Consider the following 20,618-nt stretch of genomic DNA (forward strand, 5'->3'; position numbering starts at 1 on the left):
CTTGAACATAGTTATCGATAATTTTTTGCCGTAAGTCGAGCGAATATGCCTTCATTTCTCTTTAAGGAAAATGTACAACCTATCTATTAATCGTACCTCATTAGATAGGGAAACGCTATATGTCAATCCTACTATTATTTAACTAAATTTTGACTACTTTGTCAAGTATATTTCAAGTAAAAAAAAAGCCACTTTTTTCAGCTCCTTTTCTTGAAGAAGATCGCGTTTTTACTACAACATTGATTGGCAGATAACTATTGTTAGTTATTAACTAATTTTACGTTCCGTGACTAAAGTTAAATTCACCCATTCACCTTTATCGCTATAGCTGCGAATCATCCGCTGGCGTAAGTTAGGTTTAAGCAACCAACCAACTTCTAAAAAAAAAGGTTTACCAGCCTTAACTTGCAGAGGACAATTACAAGAAGCACCATCGGGTAGTAGCAAAATTTGAACTGGTTGAGAACCTTCGTCAAAATGGAGAATATTGCCATGAATTTTGGCACTAGAAGTTATTGTCCGATTAGCAAAAACTAGCTTCTGAACTAATTTATCTCCACCTTCGCGCTCTATCTTAAGATTCGTCGAATAAGTATCGAGCGATCGCCAGTCTGGATAAATTGTCACCGCCTCTCCCTGCCATTCTCCTAGCAATTGGTCTAAACTCAAATGCGGGCGCTCCGAGGCATTCTTACCAGCTAACTTTTCCCTAATTAAAGTAATTCTGTAAAACTGGGAGTCGCGATTATACAACTGCACCAGACGCAATCGCCTGTCACCATCAATCAAACCCAATTCTGCCCCAAATTCAGAAAAAGGCCCCCATTGAATTGAACCTTGGGAAAAAGCCCCATTTTCAAAAAACATTACGCTACGAGCTAGAGAACTATATTCTAAAACTTGTTCTTGTACCTCTTGAGAGGGGTGGAAGCGACGAATGCTTTGGCGAATTGTTTGATTGTTGTTAAGTCCTTCTAGAGTAGTTATCGTAGGCGTATCTTCTAGCAGTTCTCCTTGTGACGACAGAAGGGTAAAGGAACCCTGCCATTCACCTAAATTTTGCAGCAAACATTCCCACTGAGATTTCATAAAAATTTATACCTTATATACTGAAGCAGGCCATGCTATAGTTGAGTTTAAGGCGCGATCGCCTGGTGCTAACGTTCAAACCCGATCGAGCATAAAAATTAGGGATAAAAATAAGCCTAACGCCACAAGTAAATTGAATCCCTATTAAAAATTGAAATAAAATAGAGTAAAACTCCATAAATTGTCACACACCTGCGAGTCATAACTCCATGACGTCCGAAATTGCCGTCGAAAAGAAAAAGTTGGAAAACCCGCCTTTAGAGATTCACTATCTAGGCGATCGCGTACTCCGTCAACCAGCCAAGCGTATTGCCAAGGTAGACGCCGAAGTTCGGCAGTTAATCCGCGAGATGCTGCAAACTATGTACAGCGCCGATGGCATAGGTCTAGCAGCGCCCCAAGTTGCAGTCAACAAACAAGTAATTGTTATAGACTGCGAACCAGATAACGCAGCCAACCCCCCTTTGGTTCTGATTAACCCAACCATCAAGCGCTTGGGTGGCGAGATGTGTCTTTTCCAGGAAGGCTGTCTCAGCATTCCCGGCGTCTACATTGACGTGAAACGCCCAGAATTGATAGAAGTTGCCTACAAAGACGAAACCGGACGGCCTCAAAAATTAACTGCTAGCGGGCTGCTCTCCCGCGCCATTCAGCACGAAATGGATCATCTCAATGGCGTGCTATTTGTTGACCGCGTGGAAAATGGTTTGGTCTTGGCCGACGAGCTGAAAAAGCATGGCTTCTCGTCTGGAGCTGTCAAACCCGTCGCTACTGGTAGTCGCCCATGATGAGCGGTACGCCAAAGAGCGCTGTATATTTGCTCGGCTCTTGTGTAGCAGGAATTGCCGCCGTAGGTTCGATTTTTGAACTTTCTTCTGGAAATCCAGATTTAGGAACCTTAACGACGGCCATTATCCTGGCAGCGAGCATTCCCTTGGGTGGTTTCCTCTTCTATGCTGCGGTACGCGACGCCAACAGTAATCAATAAAAGGCAGTCATTGGTAATTGGGAATAGGGCATCCGGACTCCGGAGTCCGGAGTCCGGAGTCCGGGGAGAGTGGGAAAGTGGGAGATTAAACTCAAAACTTAAGACGCGATAAATCGGCGTCTCTACAAACTCAAAACCCATTACCCATTCGCCAGTTCCCAGCTCTCCATGAACAATAAACAGCCTCACAGTGGATTTCTCCGGCAGGTGTCGGCAGGTGCAATTGGGCAAGGACAACCCTACTCGCTACCGACCGACCGAGAGGTAGCAATCGGGCGCGAGCCTGGGTGTCAAATTGTCTTAGATTCCACTTCGTATGGGGGTGTTTCCCGGCGTCATGTTGCGATCCGCCCGTTATCGGGGCCTGCGGGGGGATCGCCCGTTTGGGAGATTTGCGATTTGAATAGTGCTAATGGCACATATGTCAATGGGCGACGAGTGCAGGGATGCCAAATTTTGGTTAATGGCGATCGCATTACGCTGGGTAAAGATGCCGCTGAATTTATTTTTGAGTCCCCCCCGCAACCTGCCCAGACAAATCAGGTAGCGAGCAACGCTCCGGCGTTTGTTGCTGTCCCCCCCACGCCAAGCGCAGATTCTGTCAGCTTTACCCAGTTGTTTCCCATTTTTTCCACAGGCCGGGATTTAACTACAAAAGCTTACCTCGTACCAGGCATCATCACGGTTGCCTTTGTGGTGTTATTGTTCGCCGCTGTCGGGGAGCCGCTAGTATTCAATATGCTGCTGGCAGCTTATCTGGCTTGGGGAGCGTTTTACTTTGTTTACCAACTTTGCGGCAAGCATAAGCCTTGGTGGGTGTTAGTGGCTTCAGCTCTAACCACCGCTTTGGTTTTGCTCAGCCCATTTTTGACAGTATTTATCGTTGTCTTTCGGGGCATATTGCCTGGAAGCCTGCCCGAAGGTCGGAATGAGGTAGACTTTCCTACTTTGCTCGTCCGGATGTTTTTTGGCGCTGGCTTAATGGAAGAGCTGATCAAGGCTTTGCCCGTCTTGATGGCTTATTTATTCGGTCGCTTATTTCGCTCCCCCATCAGGGAACGCATCGGTGTCGCTGAACCCCTGGATGGTATTTTGCTGGGAGCTGCATCTGCCGTTGGCTTTACCCTTTTGGAAACTTTGGGGCAGTATGTGCCTGAGATTATCGACAATGTGAGGCTACAGGGCGGCGAAGGAGTTGGCCAGCTGGTGGGATTGCAGTTGCTGATTCCCCGCGTTTTAGGCTCTGTAGCAGGGCATATGGCTTACAGTGGCTATTTTGGCTACTTCATTGGACTGAGCGTGCTGAAGCCCCGCAAGAGCTGGCAAATTTTGATGATTGGCTACCTTACTGCTGCCAGCCTCCATGCTCTTTGGAACGCAACGGGCGTTATCAGCGGCTTGCTGTTGTCCGTCGTAGGGGTAATGTCGTATGCGTTTTTAACAGCGGCAATTCTTAAGGCGAGGGCACTATCGCCGACGCGATCGCAAAACTTCGCCACCCGCTTTCTCGGTCCCCCTTAATGGGAGCCTTGGAGGGCAGACGAGCAGAGGAGGCAGACGGCGCAGTGCGAGTAGGCTGCTGTCCCAAGCTGCTAAGCCTTGCTCTTAGTGCATAATTTATACTCCTTTTGGAATGCCGTTGTTGAGGTTCGCTAAGGCAGACCGAGCGATCGCCATACTCACGCGAGCTTGTTCCATTTCGGATAACTCTGTCCAATCAACTTGTCGAACAACACTGAGGGCTGATTCAACAGCTTCTGCATCAGCTCCCCGCATCGCGCAGGCCAAAGGACGAGCCAATACCTGCAAGTCTTCTTCTGCCCAATAGGGTAGCAAGCTGTTAACACACTGCACCAGTTGGTCTGCCAAAGAGAGCTTGGCCGAACAAATTTCAGTGGCTTTTTGAGCGATCGCATCAATCCACGATTCGGGTACATATGCCGCAAAGCGTTGGTATAAAGACATCTTTACAGCCTGCGCTTCTGGTTGCTCTGACGTCCAGCATTCATGTAGCTGGGAAAATAACCTTTCACAGCCGGAGGAAATATCCTCCTCTGACCACTCTTGAAGTTCAAATTCCCGTTCTAGTGACGCCAAGTAAGCTTCTGAATTCGCCTCGCCAGGATTCCAGGGATATGCTGCCTCGTTTGGTAGCATGATTGCTTCTAGTAAGTCAGCGGCAGCGTGTGAGAAAGAGTCCCCAAAATATTCAGAATAAATCGATTGGCTGGTCATTTTACTGCTCCTGCGTATATTTATAGTTTCGTTTGGTGAAGTCTTTTAGCTTCGCCCCTGCGATCGCACAGCCTCAAGTCTCAAGTCAAAGTTCACCAAGTCTTGCAAGTCAGGAAGGAAAAATTTCTTTTGCATGCTACCTTGTGCCTTGAAGTCTTCTGAGTTGTGATTTTTGACTGTACGATGTCTGGGGTAGCTACATCGGCATTGACGCCACTTCCGTAAGAGTTTTGAATTAGAAATTGTGAAGTTTGAAGGTGAAATTTTGAATTATAAAGTTGAGTTTACAATCTTTACATCCAACCCTTCTTCGCAACAACCGCCAAATGGCCGAACAATTTGTTGTTCTTTATTCAAAATTCACAAACATTGAAGCTAAGAACAAAAACTCCGACACATCACCTTTATCGTTCAATAGTGAACTCCAACGTCTGACCTTGAGGATTCCCAAACTTTAGTTGCACTCCAGATTGCAACGCCACTTCCTCATGGTGGACTTTTTGCCAACCATTAGGGCCTGAAATTAGAGTTCCAAAACTAGAATCATCGCGCAGGATGTATGTAGGCTTGGCTGGATGGTCTGCATTAGAATCGCGGCGGAAAATTTCAGCGTGTTTTCGAGAAACACCTGGTTCTTCTAGTACCACGTCGTTTTCCTGGCTGCGACCCACGCGCATGCGGGCACCCTTAATCTGCCAGATCTTCTCAGTCGTTCCGAGCGATCGCAATGACGCAGTGGGTGTATGTCGTTCGCCACTGAGGGGAACTCCTATCGGCATTTGCGTAATGCCATCCTCCGATGCAATCAGTCCGCCGTCAAACTGGGGATGCATATACAGAACGGGCAAAGTCCAGGCTGGTTTGTTAAATTTGTAAACCATTAAAAGCTGTTGCCTTGCTAAGGCCACTGCCTGGTCAATAGGCTGCCGTGCTGCCAGAGCTTGGGCAAAAGCCTGGATAAAGCTAATAGCTTCCTGGTCGGCAATGGAGTCCCGCATAGCCAAAACAGCTGGGACGCCATGGTGAATCAGAACTTCTGCCAAACTGCTGCGCTCTAGCGATCGCTGGTTGTGTTGGTCGGGTTGAGCGCCCCAGCAGGCATTTACTACACACAGAGTTACTCTGCGAGAAACCAAAACCTGGGCTAATTCAGTCCCGTTGATTGTAGCGTCAGGTCGCAAAAACAGCAGGCCACCGTCCGGCCCCGGTACTCCATGTCCCGCATAAAACAGGATGTTGTAGTCGCCAGTTTCTAGACGTTTGATTAGTTCGGCTCGTGTTGGTTGGACGAGCGCATCCACCTGGCCTAAAACTGTTGAGCTGGAGTAGTGGCTAGATGCATCTGCTTGGCCGCTGCGTTCTAGGATTGAAGCTAAGGTAGATGCCTCTTGCTCCAGCTGTAAAGAGCCACTTGAACGTTCCGGATCTCCAGCGTCCTGTCCTAGTACCAGCAAGATGTTTAACCCACTTGCTAAGCGCTGGGGTGGGAGCGGGTCAACATAACTGGTAGTACGACTAAAAAGAATTTGCTGGCTTAGAGAAATTGCCTGTTTCCCCGGTTGGGGTTGCATAATTTCCCAAGGCAAAGTGATTAAATCGGGGTCGCGAATTTCTAAGCGCAAGCGCAAGGGGTTTTTCTGACCCATGGCAATTCCCTGGCTAGAGGCAAGGGCATTTTCAATCGGGCCGTCAAACAGCCACTGCCACAGGGAAATTCCCAAATCTTGCATTAGCCTTCCGCCATATGTCGTCTGACCGACAAAACCCATACCCGTCTCTGGAGGCAATTTGAGGGGGGGTAAGTTGGCGTGATCTGCTAGGGGGACGTGGAGGGGGCCTTGACCCTTAAACATCTGCTGCCAAGCGAACCAAGTCTGCGTCAAGGCCTGCGGCCAAAGGCAGTCATGGATAACATATCCACCAGGATAAGGAGCCTTCACAACCCAAATGGCAAAGTTGTCTGCCCCAGCTTTTGTGAGATGGGCGATCGCTAAACTGAGGCAAGGATTCTCAGACCGAGACATTTAAATAGGGATAATTTGTTTATTGGTCACTGTTCATTGTCGATCGATTCCTCGTTCATTGGGAAATTGTTGATAACGATCAACTCCCAAGGAGGAACCACGAACTATAAACCATAACCTATTTGCTTTTCTATCAGTCTACCTAGTCTTGGGTTGGGTCGCTCATAGCGATCGCTTATGGGCAATTTCAACCTACATTCTAAGGATTTGTCCCAGGCGTAGCCTCAGTTCCACCGCACTGTTCGGCAGCACCAGGGTCTAGGATTTGGCTGACCGATTCAACCTCGGATGCTCGAATCCATCCCACCTGTCCCTGTTTTGCCTGAATATATTGCACGGAGTTTGGCTTCGGCTTGGAACCCCCAGATGGTTGCAAACCTTGGGTTTTTGAAGGTGAGGGCAATTTTTTGGGGGCTGGTGGTTGTAGTGCTTCTTTCGTGACACCTAGCGTTGGAGTTGAGCAAACTCTTAGCTTTAGCCAACCCTCCTGCAAAGCACTTTGTTGAGTGTCGATCACTTGTAAAACACTATTGCGGGGAACTATCCCAAGCACCTCTTGGCTTTTAGGCGGCTCAAACTCTGGTCGCAGCAGAAACGACACGTTTTCCCCTTTTGAGTTCTTTGCCGTTGAACTAAGGATTTTTATTTGCGCCCCAGTCGTCACCGAGGAAACAGAGGAGGGAGTTGCCTTGGGGATTTCTGGATCAGATGATAAAATGGCTGGTTCGCTAGGGGCGGGATTTTGCTGTGCGCCGATCGTAGCCACTATAGAAGGCCAAAAGTGAACCAACGTCCCACCCAGCATCCCCAGTACTAAAAATGTCCCCAATAACATTGGCCAGGAAGGCCCCGATGCACGAACCTGGGGTAACTGCTGCGTTTTCATCGCCGAAGGAGTAGCGCTAGGGATATCGGCAGAGGGAGGTGGAACTGCTCCCATCTGCATGACCGTGCTTTCACTTCCCCCAGTTGCCGCTTGAGGGGGTACCTGACAGTAGACCAAACCAACCGTAACATTGTCATGTCCGTTTTGCGTGTTGCCAAGCTGCAACAGACGCTGCCCTGCGGCTGCCAAACTAATCTGGCCTTCTAGAATAGGCAAAATTTCTGTTTCCCAGTATTGCTCTACCCGGTCGTTGTCGCTCAAGCCATCAGAGCAGAGGAGGAAAATACAATCCTCATCCAAAACAAAGCGCTGTACGGTTGGATGCAGGGTTGCTGACGAACCCATCCCCAAAGCTTGAACCAGAGAGCCAGATGTTGGCTGTTGCACGGCATTGCGGTAAAGGGCATAGCCAAGCCGCACCTCCCGCGAAGCAAGATCGTCATCCTGCGTAACTTGATGGCAGCCAGTGCGACTTATTCTGTAGACTCGGCTATCTCCAACATGAGTAATAGTTATCCAAGGAGCGATCGCCAGACCCATCACTAAAGTAGTGCCCATGCGTTGCCGTTCGTGCCGCTTTTCAGTGTCGTTGCGCTGACTGATCTGGTCGTTAGCAGCACAAGCAGCATTTTCTAATTGGGTCGTCAGGGTTGCTAAGTCAAGCGTCGGGCTAAGCGGCATACTCTCTACCCGTTGCCGTATAGTTTCAATCGCCATGCTGGATGCCACATCGCCCCCCTCATGACCGCCAATGCCATCGCAGACAATGGCTAGAGCTGGTTGGTCAGAGTTGGTGGTAAGCGCTGTTCCGCTGGGCGGGTAGCAGGCATCTTCGTTGCGACGGCGGCTTGGTCCCTTATCGCTAAGAGTGACAATCTGGAAGTTATGACGGTTTCGCGTGCCGGCTTCTCCTGATGAAATTTGTCCGCAGTCTGCGATTCCCCGTTCCAACATCGCTACCAGTTGCTCTGATGTCTGTACCCCACCTTGCGTTAGTGAAGCGCAAAGTTGTTCTAAAAAGTTGGCTACCAGAGGGTGAGCCTCAGTTGCCCACTGCGACCAAAGAGTACCTAGTTGTTGTAAGGTCGCAGTCCCACCAGTATCCTCCTGCAACTCCAACAACCTTACTAGCGATCCTTCTACCCGCAGCAGTTTACCGTTGAGCAACGAAGATGCCACGCTGTAAACACTCATCGGTTGCCACAGACACGCTATCTGCCACAGCCAATGCAACTGGCGCAAGGGCGGGGCATTTTTCCAGACGTTTGCTATTTCTGGCATCAGTTGTCCCAAGGCATTTACCCCGGAACCACCTGAATATACTGGTACTTGCTCTAGCAGCCAGATTTCTTTGTTGCGTCTTCCATCACCAGTTGTGGCAATTCCGTACACTTGGGGAACGTGGAGCTGATATGGAGAAAGCTTGAGATAGGGTGCTAAATCAGGTGGTATTTCTTCGGGGGTCTCCGGTACCAGACCGGGTTTGGTATCCAGAAGAATCTTATCCCTTTCTACTAAATAGCGACCCGCAAGGATATCCCCAGGGCGATAAGCTTGTATTCCTTCGTCGCCCACTGCCCACAAGTAGCGTTTGAGCAGCGGCGTGCGACATTTCTGGCAAAATTTATGGCTCTGAGGGTTGGGAGCCTGACAACGAGAATTAGGGCAGTTAAGCGTTGCCGCATCAGGAGTTTGCATGAAGATTCTTTCACAGGCCAGTTACATTTTGGCTCTTAGAGCCGCATTAGGCTATTGGGAAGTCAGCCATATGCGGAATTGCCCGCACAGTCGGATTAATCTGGATTTTAGCGTCTGATTATCTACAAATTGCTGGCTGGTAGATGAATCTTATCTGTGGAGAATATAATCCACAATTTGTTACTCTCGACGATCGAGCAATCCGCTGTCTTTCATCAACTGGGGCCAGATAATTACAAAGTAGCCCATCCATATCAGAACTGGGATAGCTACAATAACCGTTACCCAGGCAGTTTTTGCCAACGCCCAACTGCCACCGATTAGCATAGTACCCGTTAGCAAAATCGACCAGGGCTGACACCACCAAGGCTTATAATTCCAAGGGCTTACAGGCTGTTGTTCATGCATAATACGGACAAACTGATTTAGTTACTGTTTCTATATTTTGTCGGTTTTAGGTCAAACCTTGCTTGGGCAATTACCATGCCGGAGGTTAGATTTGAAGCAACCCGTACCTACCTGGGCGTGTATTTGCCTGATTTCTCCTGCCAACTATGTTACTTTGCGGATGCACGCCGTAATTTTGTTTTGTTTCTACCGCCGATGCAAGGTGATTGCCATGTCCGAGATTGAACCAAACGCTCCTGTCGATCGCAAGTTTGCAGACCTAGACTCGCCTGCTACTGGAGAAGTTAAACAATTAATTTCCCAGCTAGAACATTCTCACCACCTGCGTTACAAGATGATGAATCTTGAAGCTTGGGCACTTGCTGAAACGATGGATAGTTTTCTCCCAGGTTTTTGGAGTCGCTTCCTAGAAAATCGTCGAATTGCTCTTAAGCAATTTCTGGAACGGAAGCGAGCCAAGGAAGAAGGAGTTGATGGTGATTCTGGGCGGTCTGATTAAACCGTTCCCTCAGAACAAGTTTAAACAAGGCTTCCTTCACCTAAAAAACAGATTTTATTACATTAAGGCTAAATTTTGACCTCCACAAGGGTGTCAAAAGTCAATAGCATTAGCACAATCAGATGACGGGCGCATAGGCTGTTCCCAAACCCTTATCCTTAATTCGTCGCTTAGTACTTCTATCGGGAGGGCGAGAAAATGAAAGGGAAAAATTTTATACCAGAAGGACAAAGATGAGGGCCAGCGTTAGCGATCGCGCATCGACCTTCTGCTGTCCGGCCAATATTAATACTTCTTAAAGCAGGCGTCAATTATCCCTAGAGAAAGAGGCGATCGCGCCGCATATTTTTTAATCTAAGACTAGAAAGGCATAAAATTCAAATTTTTCAGGAGTTATATGGATAGTCCCTCCAAAGATATCAAAAATAGAACTACGAATCCGGGGGATACGATTGCTGACCACCCCCAAACCACTGAAGAAAAAGCAAAGCAAATTGCTGTAGATGCCCCTGATATTACGGGAGATCACATCACGGTTCCCACTTACTTTGTTGTAGATGAACCAGATGGCGAGGAAAAGCCATTACACCACGTTAAGGATGCCGAAGAAATTTCTGATGTGATTCGTCAAGCTCGCACGGATGAAAACGGAAATCGCGTTTGGTGGTAGCTTAATTACTTTTGAAAGTATGAAGTATGAACAATCGCTAGTTTATACTTCATACTTTCGCTAATACTTCTACTCACCAGCAGGCGAGGCTACTTGAGGCAATCCCATACTGTAGTTAAGAACGCGGCTGTTGAGGTTATAAGTGATTTGGCCGCTCTGCAAAAGCGATCGCACAAAATGCTCCAAATCTGACCCTATGCGGCGCAAATTGTATTCGGTCAAATCTTGGCCGCTCGATAGCTCCACTAATTCATCGAACTTGCGATAAACCTTTTGCAGAGCATCTTCATTCCAATTTAATTCATTATCTGGATCGACATCTAAGGTTAAAACCTGGTCTCCAGGAACCAGTTCGTTATTCTTCACCTCGGCAGTATAAATGCGGATGTGGCGGGTTGTTGACTTTAGCAGCATGGCTAATTTTCTACTCGCGAAGGTAATTTTTCAGAGTTTGGACAACAGAGCAGTTCAGACGGAAATATTCTATAGTCCGCGCTTAATTAAACTAATTGTAAATTATTGTAAAAGCAACCGCCTCTACTAAAGGGTAAAACTGAGCTGGTAAGTTCAGTTTTGGTAAGGAGACGGCGAACTATTACTAGGCGATCGCCTTAAGTGGCCTTTTTAGCGGGAAATCATCCCCGTCTGTCGCGCATAAGCGAAAATACCGCCTGCATCAATAACTGGCTGCACGTCTCCCAAGGGCTTGAGGTTGTAACTCTTATCTAAAGTATGGTTAATCAGCAAATTTTCCTCAAAATCAATGGTAACTTCCTGACCAGTTGCAAACTCTTCGCACAGTCTAATATCGCACTCCCAAGGGTAAAGTTCGCCCGTGGCTGTACAGTTGCGGAAGAAAATCCGAGCGTAAGATTGGGCAATTACAGCTTCAACCCCGGAAGCACCCAAAGCAATGGGTGCGTGTTCCCGTGAAGAACCGCAGCCAAAGTTTTCCCCTGCCACAATAATGGGATAGCGAGTTTTCATTTCTCCTGATGCTACGAATTTACCGTAGCGATCTGGCAACCCTATTAGGGCATAACTGCCCAGCTTTTCGTATTCGTCAGGCTTGGAGGGCACCAAGGTAAGGTATTCTGCTGGGATAATTTGATCGGTATCGATGTTGTCATCCAGAACAAAAATCTCACCGCGAATCACTTTGCCCATAATGAATTCCTGTTTTACCGAATCGTGTTTTGATCTTTCAATGTATCACTTCTGGCCAAAGTCGCAAAAGTCGGTTAGAGGTTTTGTTGTGAGGGTAGGCACCCATGACGAGCGATCGCCATTCGTGGGTTAATCTAGGCATGAAAGTGCGATCCCTCCTTCAACTCTTCCCGGATCAACAACCATCTGTTTATGGGATATTAAACAACAAACACTGTTAAGGTTATTTAAAAAAGTCAGGGCTAACTAGCAATTCATGGCTCCAACTAGAATGGCAGATACGATGGATGACATTGCCAGACAGGCTCGTCAGGGTAGTGTTGCAGCAATTATCCAAATGCTCAATGAAAAGCTGGCAGATTCCGGTGTCAGAACCAGAGCAATATTTGCTTCGGGCGTGTTGCAACTTTTGTGTGAGGCAGCAAATGTCGATCAACTCGAACAATCTACACTCGTAGCCGAGATTAGGCAGATTTTAGAAGCGATCGCCCCGCGAAATATTCGTCGCGTCAACATCAACAGCCGCATTGTCCGAGAACAACAGTTGCTCTGGCTCGAAGAAATTAGCCGCAACCCCGAAAGTCAACTACTCTGGTCAGAAGAGATTACCCTCAAGAAGCCCAACATCTTCCGGCGGCTAGCAGAGGATATAAAGGCTGGAAAACCTACTCAACGCCATGCGGAAAACTTCCCAAAACCAACTCCCATGTTCGCAAGGGAAAAACGTCAATTTTGGCGAGGTATTGTAGGTGGTGCTTCATTATCCTTACTCTTACTACTCGTAGGCTGGGTATTTTATGAGTGGTTAAGCCCAAAACTGAGCGGTCAGATGTCAGCTCAAAACCCACAGTCCCCCACACCATCATCTCCTGAGCCAGCAACTAGCCAGTCACCCGTAGCAGCTATCCCACAAACAGTGCCTACCCAGTCACCCGTAGCAGCTATCCCACAAACAGCACCTACCCAGTCACCCGTAGCAGCTATCCCACAAACAGTGCCTACCCAGTCACCCGTAGCAGCTATCCCACAAACAGCACCTACCCAGTCACCCGTAGCAGCTATCCCACAAACAGCACCTACCCAGTCACCCGTGGCAGCTATAGTAACCGCCCAAACCGCCGATCCATTCGTAGAAGCAGTGCGATTAGCCGAGCAAACTTCTGCTGCGGGAAAAGCTGCGAAATCTTCGGCAGCTTGGTTGGAAATAGCAGCGAAGTGGCAAAAAGCTTCAGATCTGATGGCGGCAGTGCCTGCTGTTCACAGCCGCTACAAATTAGCTCAAGATCGAGTAGTGTCCTATCGCCAAAATAGGGAATCAGCCCTACGTGAAGCGAAGAAGGTGCGTTGAGACTGCGGTGACGAGCGAAAACAGCCTATTTTTCTTGTTTTTTGGTATAAATGGCACGATCTGCCCCGCTGGCAGATCTGTCGCGCCAGATAAGCTAATTTTTGATATTTAAGTCTCCCTGGCTAACATAAATAATATCAAGTTGGTTATTGGAGATTAATAAGAGCGATCGCCCTTACTAATCTCCAACTATAAATTTTTGATTTTTTCATCGAACAGACGCGAGCTAGGCTTTGATATCTACCCTATAGCCGATGCACAATGCGATCGCCGTCACACAAAAAAATTTGCTTCATCACACAAAGAACCCTCAAAACATCACGAAGTTTAAAAGATTAAAGTCACCAAGTACATTTGGAGAAAGCCAGATACTTATCTTACCGAGTAACTTTCTTTGAGGTGAGGTATGATTCTAATCCGTCAGGTTGTCCAAGAAGCACTTTCAACGGGTTATCTGACGGTTGAAGCTGAAGAGCAACTACGGCAGTTGCTTAGAACAAAGTATAGTTTAGAAGACTTTAACGCTTTCATGACCCTACAACAAGCAGCCATGTCTGGTAGGGTGAAGCAAGAGTCCCGTGCGGTTTTAGAGAGTAGACTATATAAGCAGATAGAGTCGGTATCCTAGCTGCTCAAAAACAGGAAATTAGCCTATTTGCGAAATTAGGATTGTCTCGCTGGTAGAACATAGGCAAATTTGGGAATGTTAAATCAAGGGGGAATACTTGCCATCACGTTGCTCTATCCAGTCCTTTCGGTTCTGGGAGATATGCTCGGGACATTGGTATTCGGTGGAGCCAATAGCCCGTGTAGGGCAAAAGTGAAAACATCCGCATAAATAGCATAGTTTGGCGGTTAGTTTGGTTCGGAGTTTCCCCCAAAACCTCCTCTCCTCCTTAGCAAAAGCTCTTATGCTCTGCAAAGGAAAACTCCACTAAAATCCAAGTGTGCATAAGTGTTATGGATGTAGCCCCCCTTGCCGCACGGGCAATCATAGAGCCTGTCACCTCACAGATGATCGGCCAAGTTGAACCCGTTCTCCTGCCGGAACACTCGGCCAGCAAAATGCAGTATCAGACAGCTCGCAATCAGTTAGGGCGACAGATTACCCAAATCATCCTTAGCAGCCCCAATCTACAAACGCTCCTGCCGACTATTGCGCGTGCTTTGGGAGAAATGTTTGAAGTGGATGTCTGTTTGATTGTGGATGGAGTTAGGGATCGAGCCACGCCCCAGACGGCTTATTGGTGTAGTACGGACTATCCCGCGGGGCTGCCCGCTCATCAAATGCTATTGCTGGGACACCCAGCACTAAGAGGGATAATGGCTAATTCCTCCCCAGTGGCAATTGCTGATATTCACGCTTCAGAAACGTTAATGCCAGTGGGATGGCGTGGGGAAGCGCTGCCGATACGCGCCGTGTTAGGAATCCAGACCCAATTTCAATTTCAGGCGAATGGGGCGCTCCTAGTCGGGCGCATTCAGCCCCACGATTGGACGGAAGAAGAGAAAGAACTGCTAAAAGCAGCTTCAGAAATGGTGGCGCTAGCGATTTCTCAAGTGCAACTACAGCAACAGGGACGCACCGCCGCCCAATACCAAAGCGCGATCAACCAGACAGCTATGGCAATCCGTAGCGGCTATGATTTGAATCAGATTCTGGATATGGCGATCGCTGGGGTAGCTGAAGCGCTTAATGTCAATCGCGGCCTCGTACTCTTATTGAAATATGCTAACCCCCTGTTCCAGAGCAATTCTTTAAAGCGCATTCCCAAAGCTACGGTGACGGTTGCTGGTCAATGGTACGCCTCTGGGGAACAAGCTATACCAAACATCTCAAATTCCGGAGCGAAGCAAAAAGCCACTGCAAAAAGTCAAAAATCCTTTCTGCTGTCAGATTGTCAGGTTTGTGGAGACGCTTTCATTCAAGCACCGGAGCCAGTTGTTATTAACGATAGACAAAATATTTTAAGTGAAGAATTACCAATTTCATCCGATACTCAATCGGTTGCCATAGAAATTTTTGACCCAGAAGCCATGCCAGCTATGCTGGTAGTGCCCCTTTTAGGGACTATGGGGGGAGCCTCAGCTCAAGGCACTGTATTGGGATTTTTAGTGCTACAGAATGCGTCACCGCGCTCGTGGCAGCCAGAAGAAATAGATTTTGTGAAATCGATAAGCGCGATCGCCAGTACTTCGATTATCACTAATCAAACCTCAAGGCAGATGCAAAATCTCGTCGAAGAGCGCACTGACCAAGTGCAGCGGATGAGGGAGGTGCAGGCGAAGTTGTACGAAAAGACACGCCAACAGGTTGACCAGCTACGGCATCTCAATCAGCTTAAGGATGAATTCATAGACAACCTGAGTGACTCCCTGCGGCATCCGCTCACCAAGATGAAGTTGGCGATCGACGGTTTAAGGCGTCCCGAACTGCCTATAGAGAAACAGGCATTCTATATAAATATCTTGGAGCAGGAGTATAACAAGGAAAAGAATCTGATTGATGACTTACTTACTCTCCAGAAACTGGAGTCTCACAAACCCGCTCTCCAGGTGCAAAAGATAGACCTCAAACAGCTTATCCAGGGTTTGGCGGATTCTTTTGAAGAGAAATGGACAGACAAAGGATTAACTCTGGAGGTGGATTTACCCACGCGATCGCTGATGATTCAGACCGACCTGGACAGCCTCAGCCGCACCCTTGAAGAACTTTTGACCAACGCTGGCAAGTACTCCGGCGCCAATACCACTGTTCATCTGCGTGCTAGTACCCAGGTCAATCAACAGGTTAATCAGATTGTTATTAGCTTAACCAGCACCGGGCGCGGTATCTCACAGGAAGAACAGACATATATCTTCGATCCGTTCCGTCGCGGTATAGGTGTCACCCAAGATGCCGTCGTTCCTGGGACTGGGTTGGGCTTGGCTCTGGTAAAGTTATCAGTACACCATATAAATGGCGCGATCGCTGTTTCTAGCTGTCCGACTGACAACACCATGTCTTGGGAAACCTGCTTTACCATAACGCTGCCTCATTTTTTAGACAGCACCCAACCCTAAACTAATAATTGATGGGTTCAAAGAAATTCTCCACTTAGGCTGTGTCTCTTTGTACCTGAAATCATCAGCCATGACAGCTTCTTGCTTTGGAATAGTGGCGGTGCGTAACCTCAAAAACAGATATTATGCTCAAAAAGAGTGCAGCGCCCAGACCACTACGTTGGCAAAGGTCTAAATATTCCCTGCTGGCACGTCAGAGAGACATTTTTACAGCCGCAGCAGAATGGATGTTTTATTTGTGGTGGGATAGTACATTTCCCAACAACTCCCCCGATCATAAAAATCGCCGCGCCCAGTGGTTAGTGGAGACTCTGCTACGTTTAGGGCCGACTTTTATTAAAATTGGGCAAGCACTATCTACTAGAGCTGATTTGCTGCCTCTAGAGTATGTGGAAGCATTAGCTAAGTTACAGGATAAAGTACCTCCGTTTAGTGCTGAAGAAGCGATCGCTCTTATTGAATCGGAACTGAGCAACTCGCTTTATGCCTTATATCGAGATTTCGAGCGTTTTCCCCTTGCTGCTGCCAGTTTAGGACAGGTTCATAAAGCACGACTGCACACAGGCGAAGATGTAGTAATTAAAGTCCAGCGTCCCGGATTGGAAAACTTATTTAAATTGGATTTTCAAGCTCTCGGTAAGCTTCTGCGTTTTTGCAACCGCTATTTGCCCTGGACAAGAAAATACGAATTAGAAGCAATTTATAACGAGTTTTTTAATCTCCTATATCAAGAAATTGATTATATCCAAGAGGGAAAAAATACCGAGCGATTCGCTGCTAATTTTAACGGCTATCCTCGGATTATCGTACCTAAAGTTTATTGGCGTTACACAACGACAAAAATATTTACTGCCGAATACTTACCGGGTATTAAGGTTAACGATCGTCAAACTCTAGAAGCCTGTGGCATAGATCCTAAGCAAGTTAATCAGTTGGGTATTTGTTGTTACCTCAAACAATTATTATTAGATGGGTTTTTTCAAGCAGATCCTCATCCTGGAAATATGGCTGTCAGCCAAGATGGCAGCCTAATATTTTACGATTTTGGGATGATGGCAGAGATGAAGGCAATTGCCAAAGATCAGATGATCAGAACGTTTTTTGCAGTTCTGAAAAAAGATACTGAGGAGGTACTTGATACTTTAATCGATATGGGACTAATTGTGCCCGTATCCGATATGACCCCGGTACGCAGGCTATTAACATTTATCTTAGATCAATTTACCGAAAAGCCATTAGATATAAAAGCTTTTAGTAAAATGACCAGCGAAGTTTATGCCATGTTTGAGCAGCAACCATTTCGCTTACCTGCACAAATGACATTTATTTTGAAGGCATTAACCACCCTCGACGGTATAGCTAGGACGCTAGATCCTCAATACAACCCAGTAGCTTGCGCTCAACCCTTTATTAAGAGCATAACTGTCTCTCAAGGAAAGGGAAATTTAATTGGGGAACTAGCCAGACAAGCTAGGGACTTCGTTAAATATAAATGGAAGCAGCCTAGTGCAACTGAACTTTTAATCAGGCGGTTAGAAGAACGGATTGAACGCGGTGAGTTAGAGTTGCGCGTGAGGAATATTGAGAGCGATCGCACTCTCAAACGGATTAGTCTAGCTATTAAAAGTTTAATATATGCCTGTATCAGCGGATGTAGCTTGTTAGCTGGTGCATTACTACTAACAGTGCCATCCTATAACTGGGCGATCGCTGCTTTTACCTTAGCGGGTTTATGGTTCTTAATTTTGCTGCGAGCCTTAATCACTCTATCTATTAAGGAGAAATTAGACAAACTTGCGGAAAAATAAAAATAAATATAATTTTTAGACGATAGATAATTTATAAAGTACTCTGGCAATTGATTAAACCCATCCGTGCAGAAGATAAGTAAGGGAAATTTTATGATAATAGCTTTTGGAATAACTTATAGAAGTGTTGTATTACTTATTTATTAAGATTGAGAGTGAATGCTAAATAGCAAGGTTGCGATCGCGTGATTCAGGATAAATCGTAGTATCTTACCCTGTTGGTATCTTGACGCTCCCATAGATGCACAGAAAAGGGTGAGCGCGTAGCGCAGTCATCTGCTTTTGATCCGTACCAGGCACAGCAATATTTTCCCTGTAGCGATCGCTGCACCGACTTGCACAATATAAATTCAAATCGGCATTTGCATCAATACAATTTCTTTGATGCTGCGTACAGTCGGCGGCTACAACCGTATGGGTAACACTGTAATTAGTTTCCGGAAGTCAAAAAGCAAAAAGGCAAAAGATATGAATCTTTTGCCTTTTTGCTTTCTTTCAGTACCCCCAGGGGAATTCGAATCCCCGTCGCATCCGTGAAAGGGATGTGTCCTAGGCCTCTAGACGATGGGGGCTTGTTTGTTTAAGCCTTCGCTTGCCTCAACCTTATCTATAATAACTAACCTTATTGGGTCTGTCAACTACTTGAGCAAAAAATTTTTTAAACCTGTAAGTGCCTCTATTTCAAGCCTTTTCGCATTTCTGCTAGACGCTCACGCGCTTTAGCGTCGAGGGAATTCATTAAAAAACGGCTTGAAGATTGTTTTTTGGTTAGATGACTGCGCGATCGCCGCGTTGCCGTTAACTCTACTTCTGAAGCCAGCCGTTGGGCTGACATCCATTCTGCCCCGAAACCCACAACTGTCAACTGCTGCGCTCTGTCTGATGTTGCCACAATCACCCTCTGCCTTGCACTCACGACGTTGCGGCGATATGAAGCACAGAATTTTTCAATATAAGTGTCTGCTGTCTGTCCAAAATCCGTGTAGCAAACAGATAAATTGGGGCTAATGACTTCGCAAGAGCAAGTTGTGTCCTGGTAGTGGGCATCAAACACTATTTGAGTATCTAACCCCTCAAAAGCACTGTAATTAACTAAAGCCTCTATTAATTGCTCGCGGGCTGCCTCTAGCCCATCGCGATCGCGCGTCTTCTCAAGGACTGACCAGGCTCCAATCACGTTGTAGCCGTCAACTAGCAAAACAGCTTGCGGTTGCGAGGGTGGCATTATCGGAGCCTAGTATTTTCAAAAGTTCATATTACTCTTTTATATCCTAAACTTATGTAAATACCACTTTTCCAGAGCGCAGGTAGAAAATCGCCCTGGAAAATGGTATAATTTAGCACGACTTATAGATAAGCTGATAAATCCCTATCAGGGATTGAAATAGGGATTAAAAAGCTTGAGGTTTTGGGCCGAGCCTTGGTCTACGACGCTACCTTTTTCTAGTAAAAAGGCACCATCGCAATAATCTAGCTCTTCTAACCTGTGCGTAACCCAAAGGGCGGTCAACCCCCGACTTTTTACTAACTGTCGCACTTGCGCCACCAGATCCAGTTGTGAGTCTGGATCTAGTAGAGCAGTAGGTTCATCTAACAACAGGACTTCACAGCGTCGCGCGATCGCACCCGCAATAGCAATCCTCTGTTTCTGACCCCCACTTAGGGCATAGATGGGGCGGCGTTGCAGCGTCAATAAATTCACGGCTGTTAGCGCCGACTCAACTCGCTGGCGTACCTCAGCTATTGATAGTTTTTCCTCCACTAGCCCAAATGCAACATCTGCTCCGACCGTAGGCATCACCAGCTGATGATCGGGATTTTGGAAGACAAAGCCCACCGGGCGGCTCATCTGAATTTCACCAGACTGTGGCTGTAACAACCCTGCCAGCAATCTTAGTAAGGTTGATTTACCACTACCGTTGGTGCCCAAAAGCATCCAAAATTCCCCTTTCGGTACGTCTAGGGAGCAGGACTGTAAAACCATATCCCCAGACGGCCAGCTGAAGCACAGATCTCGCACGCGAATCGCAGGCGAGGCTGTTTCCACACCATTAGATGGGTTCATTCAGCCAGAGCAAAGAAACCGGGTTGTCTTCCCGCAGTTGCCGCACCAGATTTCTCATACATCTGAACCGCGATGATTTCACTACTGAGGACGCCGACTTTCTTCTCAGGCTGGCGTTCGCACGTTAGTTCTAGCAGCTGGGCGCCGCTATAGCGCATCGCGTCCAGAATCTTTTGGTAAACTACCTCGGCATCAGCAGTTAGTTTGCGCTGCACTGAGAGCGGCATGGGGGTGTTCTTGAGAGTCAATTCGATGATGTACATTCGGTATTTAACAATTTTTCGTCTAGCACTCCCTCCTAGTATCTCAAACCAGAGCCAGGTCATGTGGCCTACCGCCGCTGTCTTCTGCGGGAGATAAAATATTAATTTTTTTAAAAGATGATGTGGCACAAAAAGGAAAATTGCTCATAATATAATGAGAGACAGTTAACAAATGTAAAGTCTAATGACATTCAAACAGTTTTCTGCTAAATCACAGCAGCTAAACTACGTGTATGTTATTTAGAACACATTGTCGTAATCATATCCAATTGGAGATTTGCTGTAATGACCATCGCAGTTGGACGCGCAAGTGCGTCACGCGGTATATTTGACACCGTAGACGACTGGCTAAAGCGCGATCGCTTCGTATTCGTAGGCTGGTCGGGTATATTACTATTCCCCTGCGC

The 20,618-nt window shown here is 47.0% G+C and carries 20 protein-coding genes, 1 tRNA gene and 1 pseudogene; 10 read left to right on the forward strand and 12 right to left on the reverse strand.

The features are described from left to right. Positions 1-267 precede the first annotated feature (267 nt). Positions 268-1,089, reverse strand: a complete 822-nt coding sequence (locus tag H6F77_RS26165) for a DUF3598 family protein (protein ID WP_190491858.1) — start codon at positions 1,087-1,089, stop codon at positions 268-270. Positions 1,090-1,298: 209 nt separating this feature from the next. Between H6F77_RS26165 and def the strand changes: the two genes are divergently transcribed. Both def and H6F77_RS28135 read left to right on the forward strand, forming a co-directional pair. Beyond that, complete coding sequence (def, locus tag H6F77_RS26170) at positions 1,299-1,877, forward strand: peptide deformylase (RefSeq protein WP_190491859.1); 579 nt, start codon at positions 1,299-1,301, stop codon at positions 1,875-1,877. Then, the gene (locus tag H6F77_RS28135; protein WP_242022636.1) at positions 1,877-2,077 is read left to right on the forward strand and encodes a hypothetical protein; all 201 of its coding nucleotides are present in this window, start codon (positions 1,877-1,879) and stop codon (positions 2,075-2,077) included. The genes def and H6F77_RS28135 overlap by 1 nt, the downstream gene beginning before the upstream one ends. On the opposite strand, the gene H6F77_RS26180 is transcribed toward H6F77_RS28135, so the two are convergent. Then, positions 1,988-2,266, reverse strand: a complete 279-nt coding sequence (locus tag H6F77_RS26180; RefSeq protein WP_190491861.1) for a hypothetical protein — start codon at positions 2,264-2,266, stop codon at positions 1,988-1,990. The two genes, H6F77_RS28135 and H6F77_RS26180, sit on opposite strands and share 90 nt — an antisense overlap. On the opposite strand from H6F77_RS26180, the gene H6F77_RS26185 reads away from it, so the two are divergent. Continuing rightward, positions 2,246-3,598 carry a PrsW family glutamic-type intramembrane protease gene (locus H6F77_RS26185; RefSeq protein ID WP_190491862.1) on the forward strand — a complete coding sequence of 451 codons (1,353 nt, stop codon included), beginning with the start codon at positions 2,246-2,248 and terminating at the stop codon, positions 3,596-3,598. The genes H6F77_RS26180 and H6F77_RS26185 overlap by 21 nt on opposite strands. Positions 3,599-3,694: 96 nt before the next feature. Here the strand turns inward: H6F77_RS26185 and H6F77_RS26190 are convergent, their stop codons facing one another. The 4 genes from H6F77_RS26190 to H6F77_RS26205 all read right to left on the reverse strand — a co-directional run bounded on the left by H6F77_RS26190 (position 3,695) and on the right by H6F77_RS26205 (position 9,328). Continuing rightward, positions 3,695-4,312 (reverse strand): hypothetical protein, encoded by a 618-nt coding sequence (locus tag H6F77_RS26190; protein ID WP_190491863.1) that lies wholly within the window; start codon positions 4,310-4,312, stop codon positions 3,695-3,697. Between the two features lie 404 nt (positions 4,313-4,716). Then, complete coding sequence (locus H6F77_RS26195) at positions 4,717-6,336, reverse strand: CHAT domain-containing protein (RefSeq protein WP_190491864.1); 1,620 nt, start codon at positions 6,334-6,336, stop codon at positions 4,717-4,719. A 199-nt stretch (positions 6,337-6,535) separates the two neighbouring features. Beyond that, positions 6,536-8,920, reverse strand: a complete 2,385-nt coding sequence (locus H6F77_RS26200; protein ID WP_190491865.1) for a PP2C family protein-serine/threonine phosphatase — start codon at positions 8,918-8,920, stop codon at positions 6,536-6,538. A 180-nt stretch (positions 8,921-9,100) separates the two neighbouring features. Next, on the reverse strand, positions 9,101-9,328 hold the full coding sequence (locus H6F77_RS26205; RefSeq protein WP_190491866.1) for a DUF6737 family protein: 228 nt from the start codon (positions 9,326-9,328) through the stop codon (positions 9,101-9,103). A gap of 91 nt (positions 9,329-9,419) precedes the next feature. Here H6F77_RS26205 and H6F77_RS26210 point away from each other — a divergent pair, with 91 nt between their 5' ends. Both H6F77_RS26210 and H6F77_RS26215 read left to right on the forward strand, forming a co-directional pair. Then, the gene (locus H6F77_RS26210) at positions 9,420-9,827 is read left to right on the forward strand and encodes a hypothetical protein (protein ID WP_242022635.1); all 408 of its coding nucleotides are present in this window, start codon (positions 9,420-9,422) and stop codon (positions 9,825-9,827) included. Positions 9,828-10,224: 397 nt separating this feature from the next. Further along, a complete protein-coding gene (locus H6F77_RS26215; protein WP_190491867.1) occupies positions 10,225-10,497 on the forward strand; it encodes a hypothetical protein in 273 nt (90 codons plus the stop codon). A gap of 69 nt (positions 10,498-10,566) precedes the next feature. Here H6F77_RS26215 and H6F77_RS26220 read toward each other — a convergent pair whose 3' ends face one another. Together H6F77_RS26220 and H6F77_RS26225 are read right to left on the reverse strand one after the other, a co-directional pair. After that, complete coding sequence (locus H6F77_RS26220; RefSeq protein ID WP_190491868.1) at positions 10,567-10,911, reverse strand: NAD(P)H-quinone oxidoreductase subunit M; 345 nt, start codon at positions 10,909-10,911, stop codon at positions 10,567-10,569. Positions 10,912-11,121: 210 nt separating this feature from the next. Beyond that, entirely contained in the window at positions 11,122-11,664 is a 543-nt protein-coding gene (locus tag H6F77_RS26225) for a LeuD/DmdB family oxidoreductase small subunit (protein WP_190491869.1), read from the reverse strand. 256 nt (positions 11,665-11,920) lie between these two features. Here H6F77_RS26225 and H6F77_RS28780 point away from each other — a divergent pair, with 256 nt between their 5' ends. The 4 genes from H6F77_RS28780 to H6F77_RS26245 all read left to right on the forward strand — a co-directional run bounded on the left by H6F77_RS28780 (position 11,921) and on the right by H6F77_RS26245 (position 17,883). Then, a complete protein-coding gene (locus H6F77_RS28780; protein WP_190491870.1) occupies positions 11,921-13,012 on the forward strand; it encodes a hypothetical protein in 1,092 nt (363 codons plus the stop codon). Positions 13,013-13,418: 406 nt separating this feature from the next. Further along, positions 13,419-13,640: a hypothetical protein gene (locus H6F77_RS26235; protein WP_190491871.1), complete on the forward strand. Its 222-nt coding sequence runs from the start codon at positions 13,419-13,421 to the stop codon at positions 13,638-13,640. Positions 13,641-13,972: 332 nt separating this feature from the next. Then, complete coding sequence (locus tag H6F77_RS26240; protein WP_190491872.1) at positions 13,973-16,075, forward strand: GAF domain-containing sensor histidine kinase; 2,103 nt, start codon at positions 13,973-13,975, stop codon at positions 16,073-16,075. Positions 16,076-16,200: 125 nt separating this feature from the next. Next, complete coding sequence (locus tag H6F77_RS26245) at positions 16,201-17,883, forward strand: ABC1 kinase family protein (protein ID WP_190491873.1); 1,683 nt, start codon at positions 16,201-16,203, stop codon at positions 17,881-17,883. Between the two features lie 499 nt (positions 17,884-18,382). On the opposite strand, the gene H6F77_RS26250 is transcribed toward H6F77_RS26245, so the two are convergent. The 4 genes from H6F77_RS26250 to H6F77_RS26265 form a co-directional block, all read right to left on the reverse strand. Next, positions 18,383-18,455 (reverse strand) — tRNA-Glu (locus tag H6F77_RS26250). A gap of 104 nt (positions 18,456-18,559) precedes the next feature. Then, positions 18,560-19,108, reverse strand: a complete 549-nt coding sequence (locus H6F77_RS26255) for an NYN domain-containing protein (RefSeq protein WP_190491874.1) — start codon at positions 19,106-19,108, stop codon at positions 18,560-18,562. Between the two features lie 147 nt (positions 19,109-19,255). After that, positions 19,256-19,948 (reverse strand): energy-coupling factor ABC transporter ATP-binding protein, encoded by a 693-nt coding sequence (locus tag H6F77_RS26260; RefSeq protein ID WP_190491875.1) that lies wholly within the window; start codon positions 19,946-19,948, stop codon positions 19,256-19,258. Continuing rightward, positions 19,945-20,274, reverse strand: a complete 330-nt coding sequence (locus H6F77_RS26265; RefSeq protein WP_375335975.1) for a UPF0367 protein family — start codon at positions 20,272-20,274, stop codon at positions 19,945-19,947. The genes H6F77_RS26260 and H6F77_RS26265 overlap by 4 nt, the downstream gene beginning before the upstream one ends. Before the next feature lie 222 nt (positions 20,275-20,496). Here H6F77_RS26265 and H6F77_RS26270 point away from each other — a divergent pair. Further along, positions 20,497-20,618, forward strand: a pseudogene (locus H6F77_RS26270) (photosystem II D2 protein (photosystem q(a) protein)); the annotation flags it as partial.

It is taken from the genome of Microcoleus sp. FACHB-831, from assembly GCF_014695585.1.
In the GTDB taxonomy this organism is placed as follows: domain Bacteria; phylum Cyanobacteriota; class Cyanobacteriia; order Cyanobacteriales; family FACHB-T130; genus FACHB-831.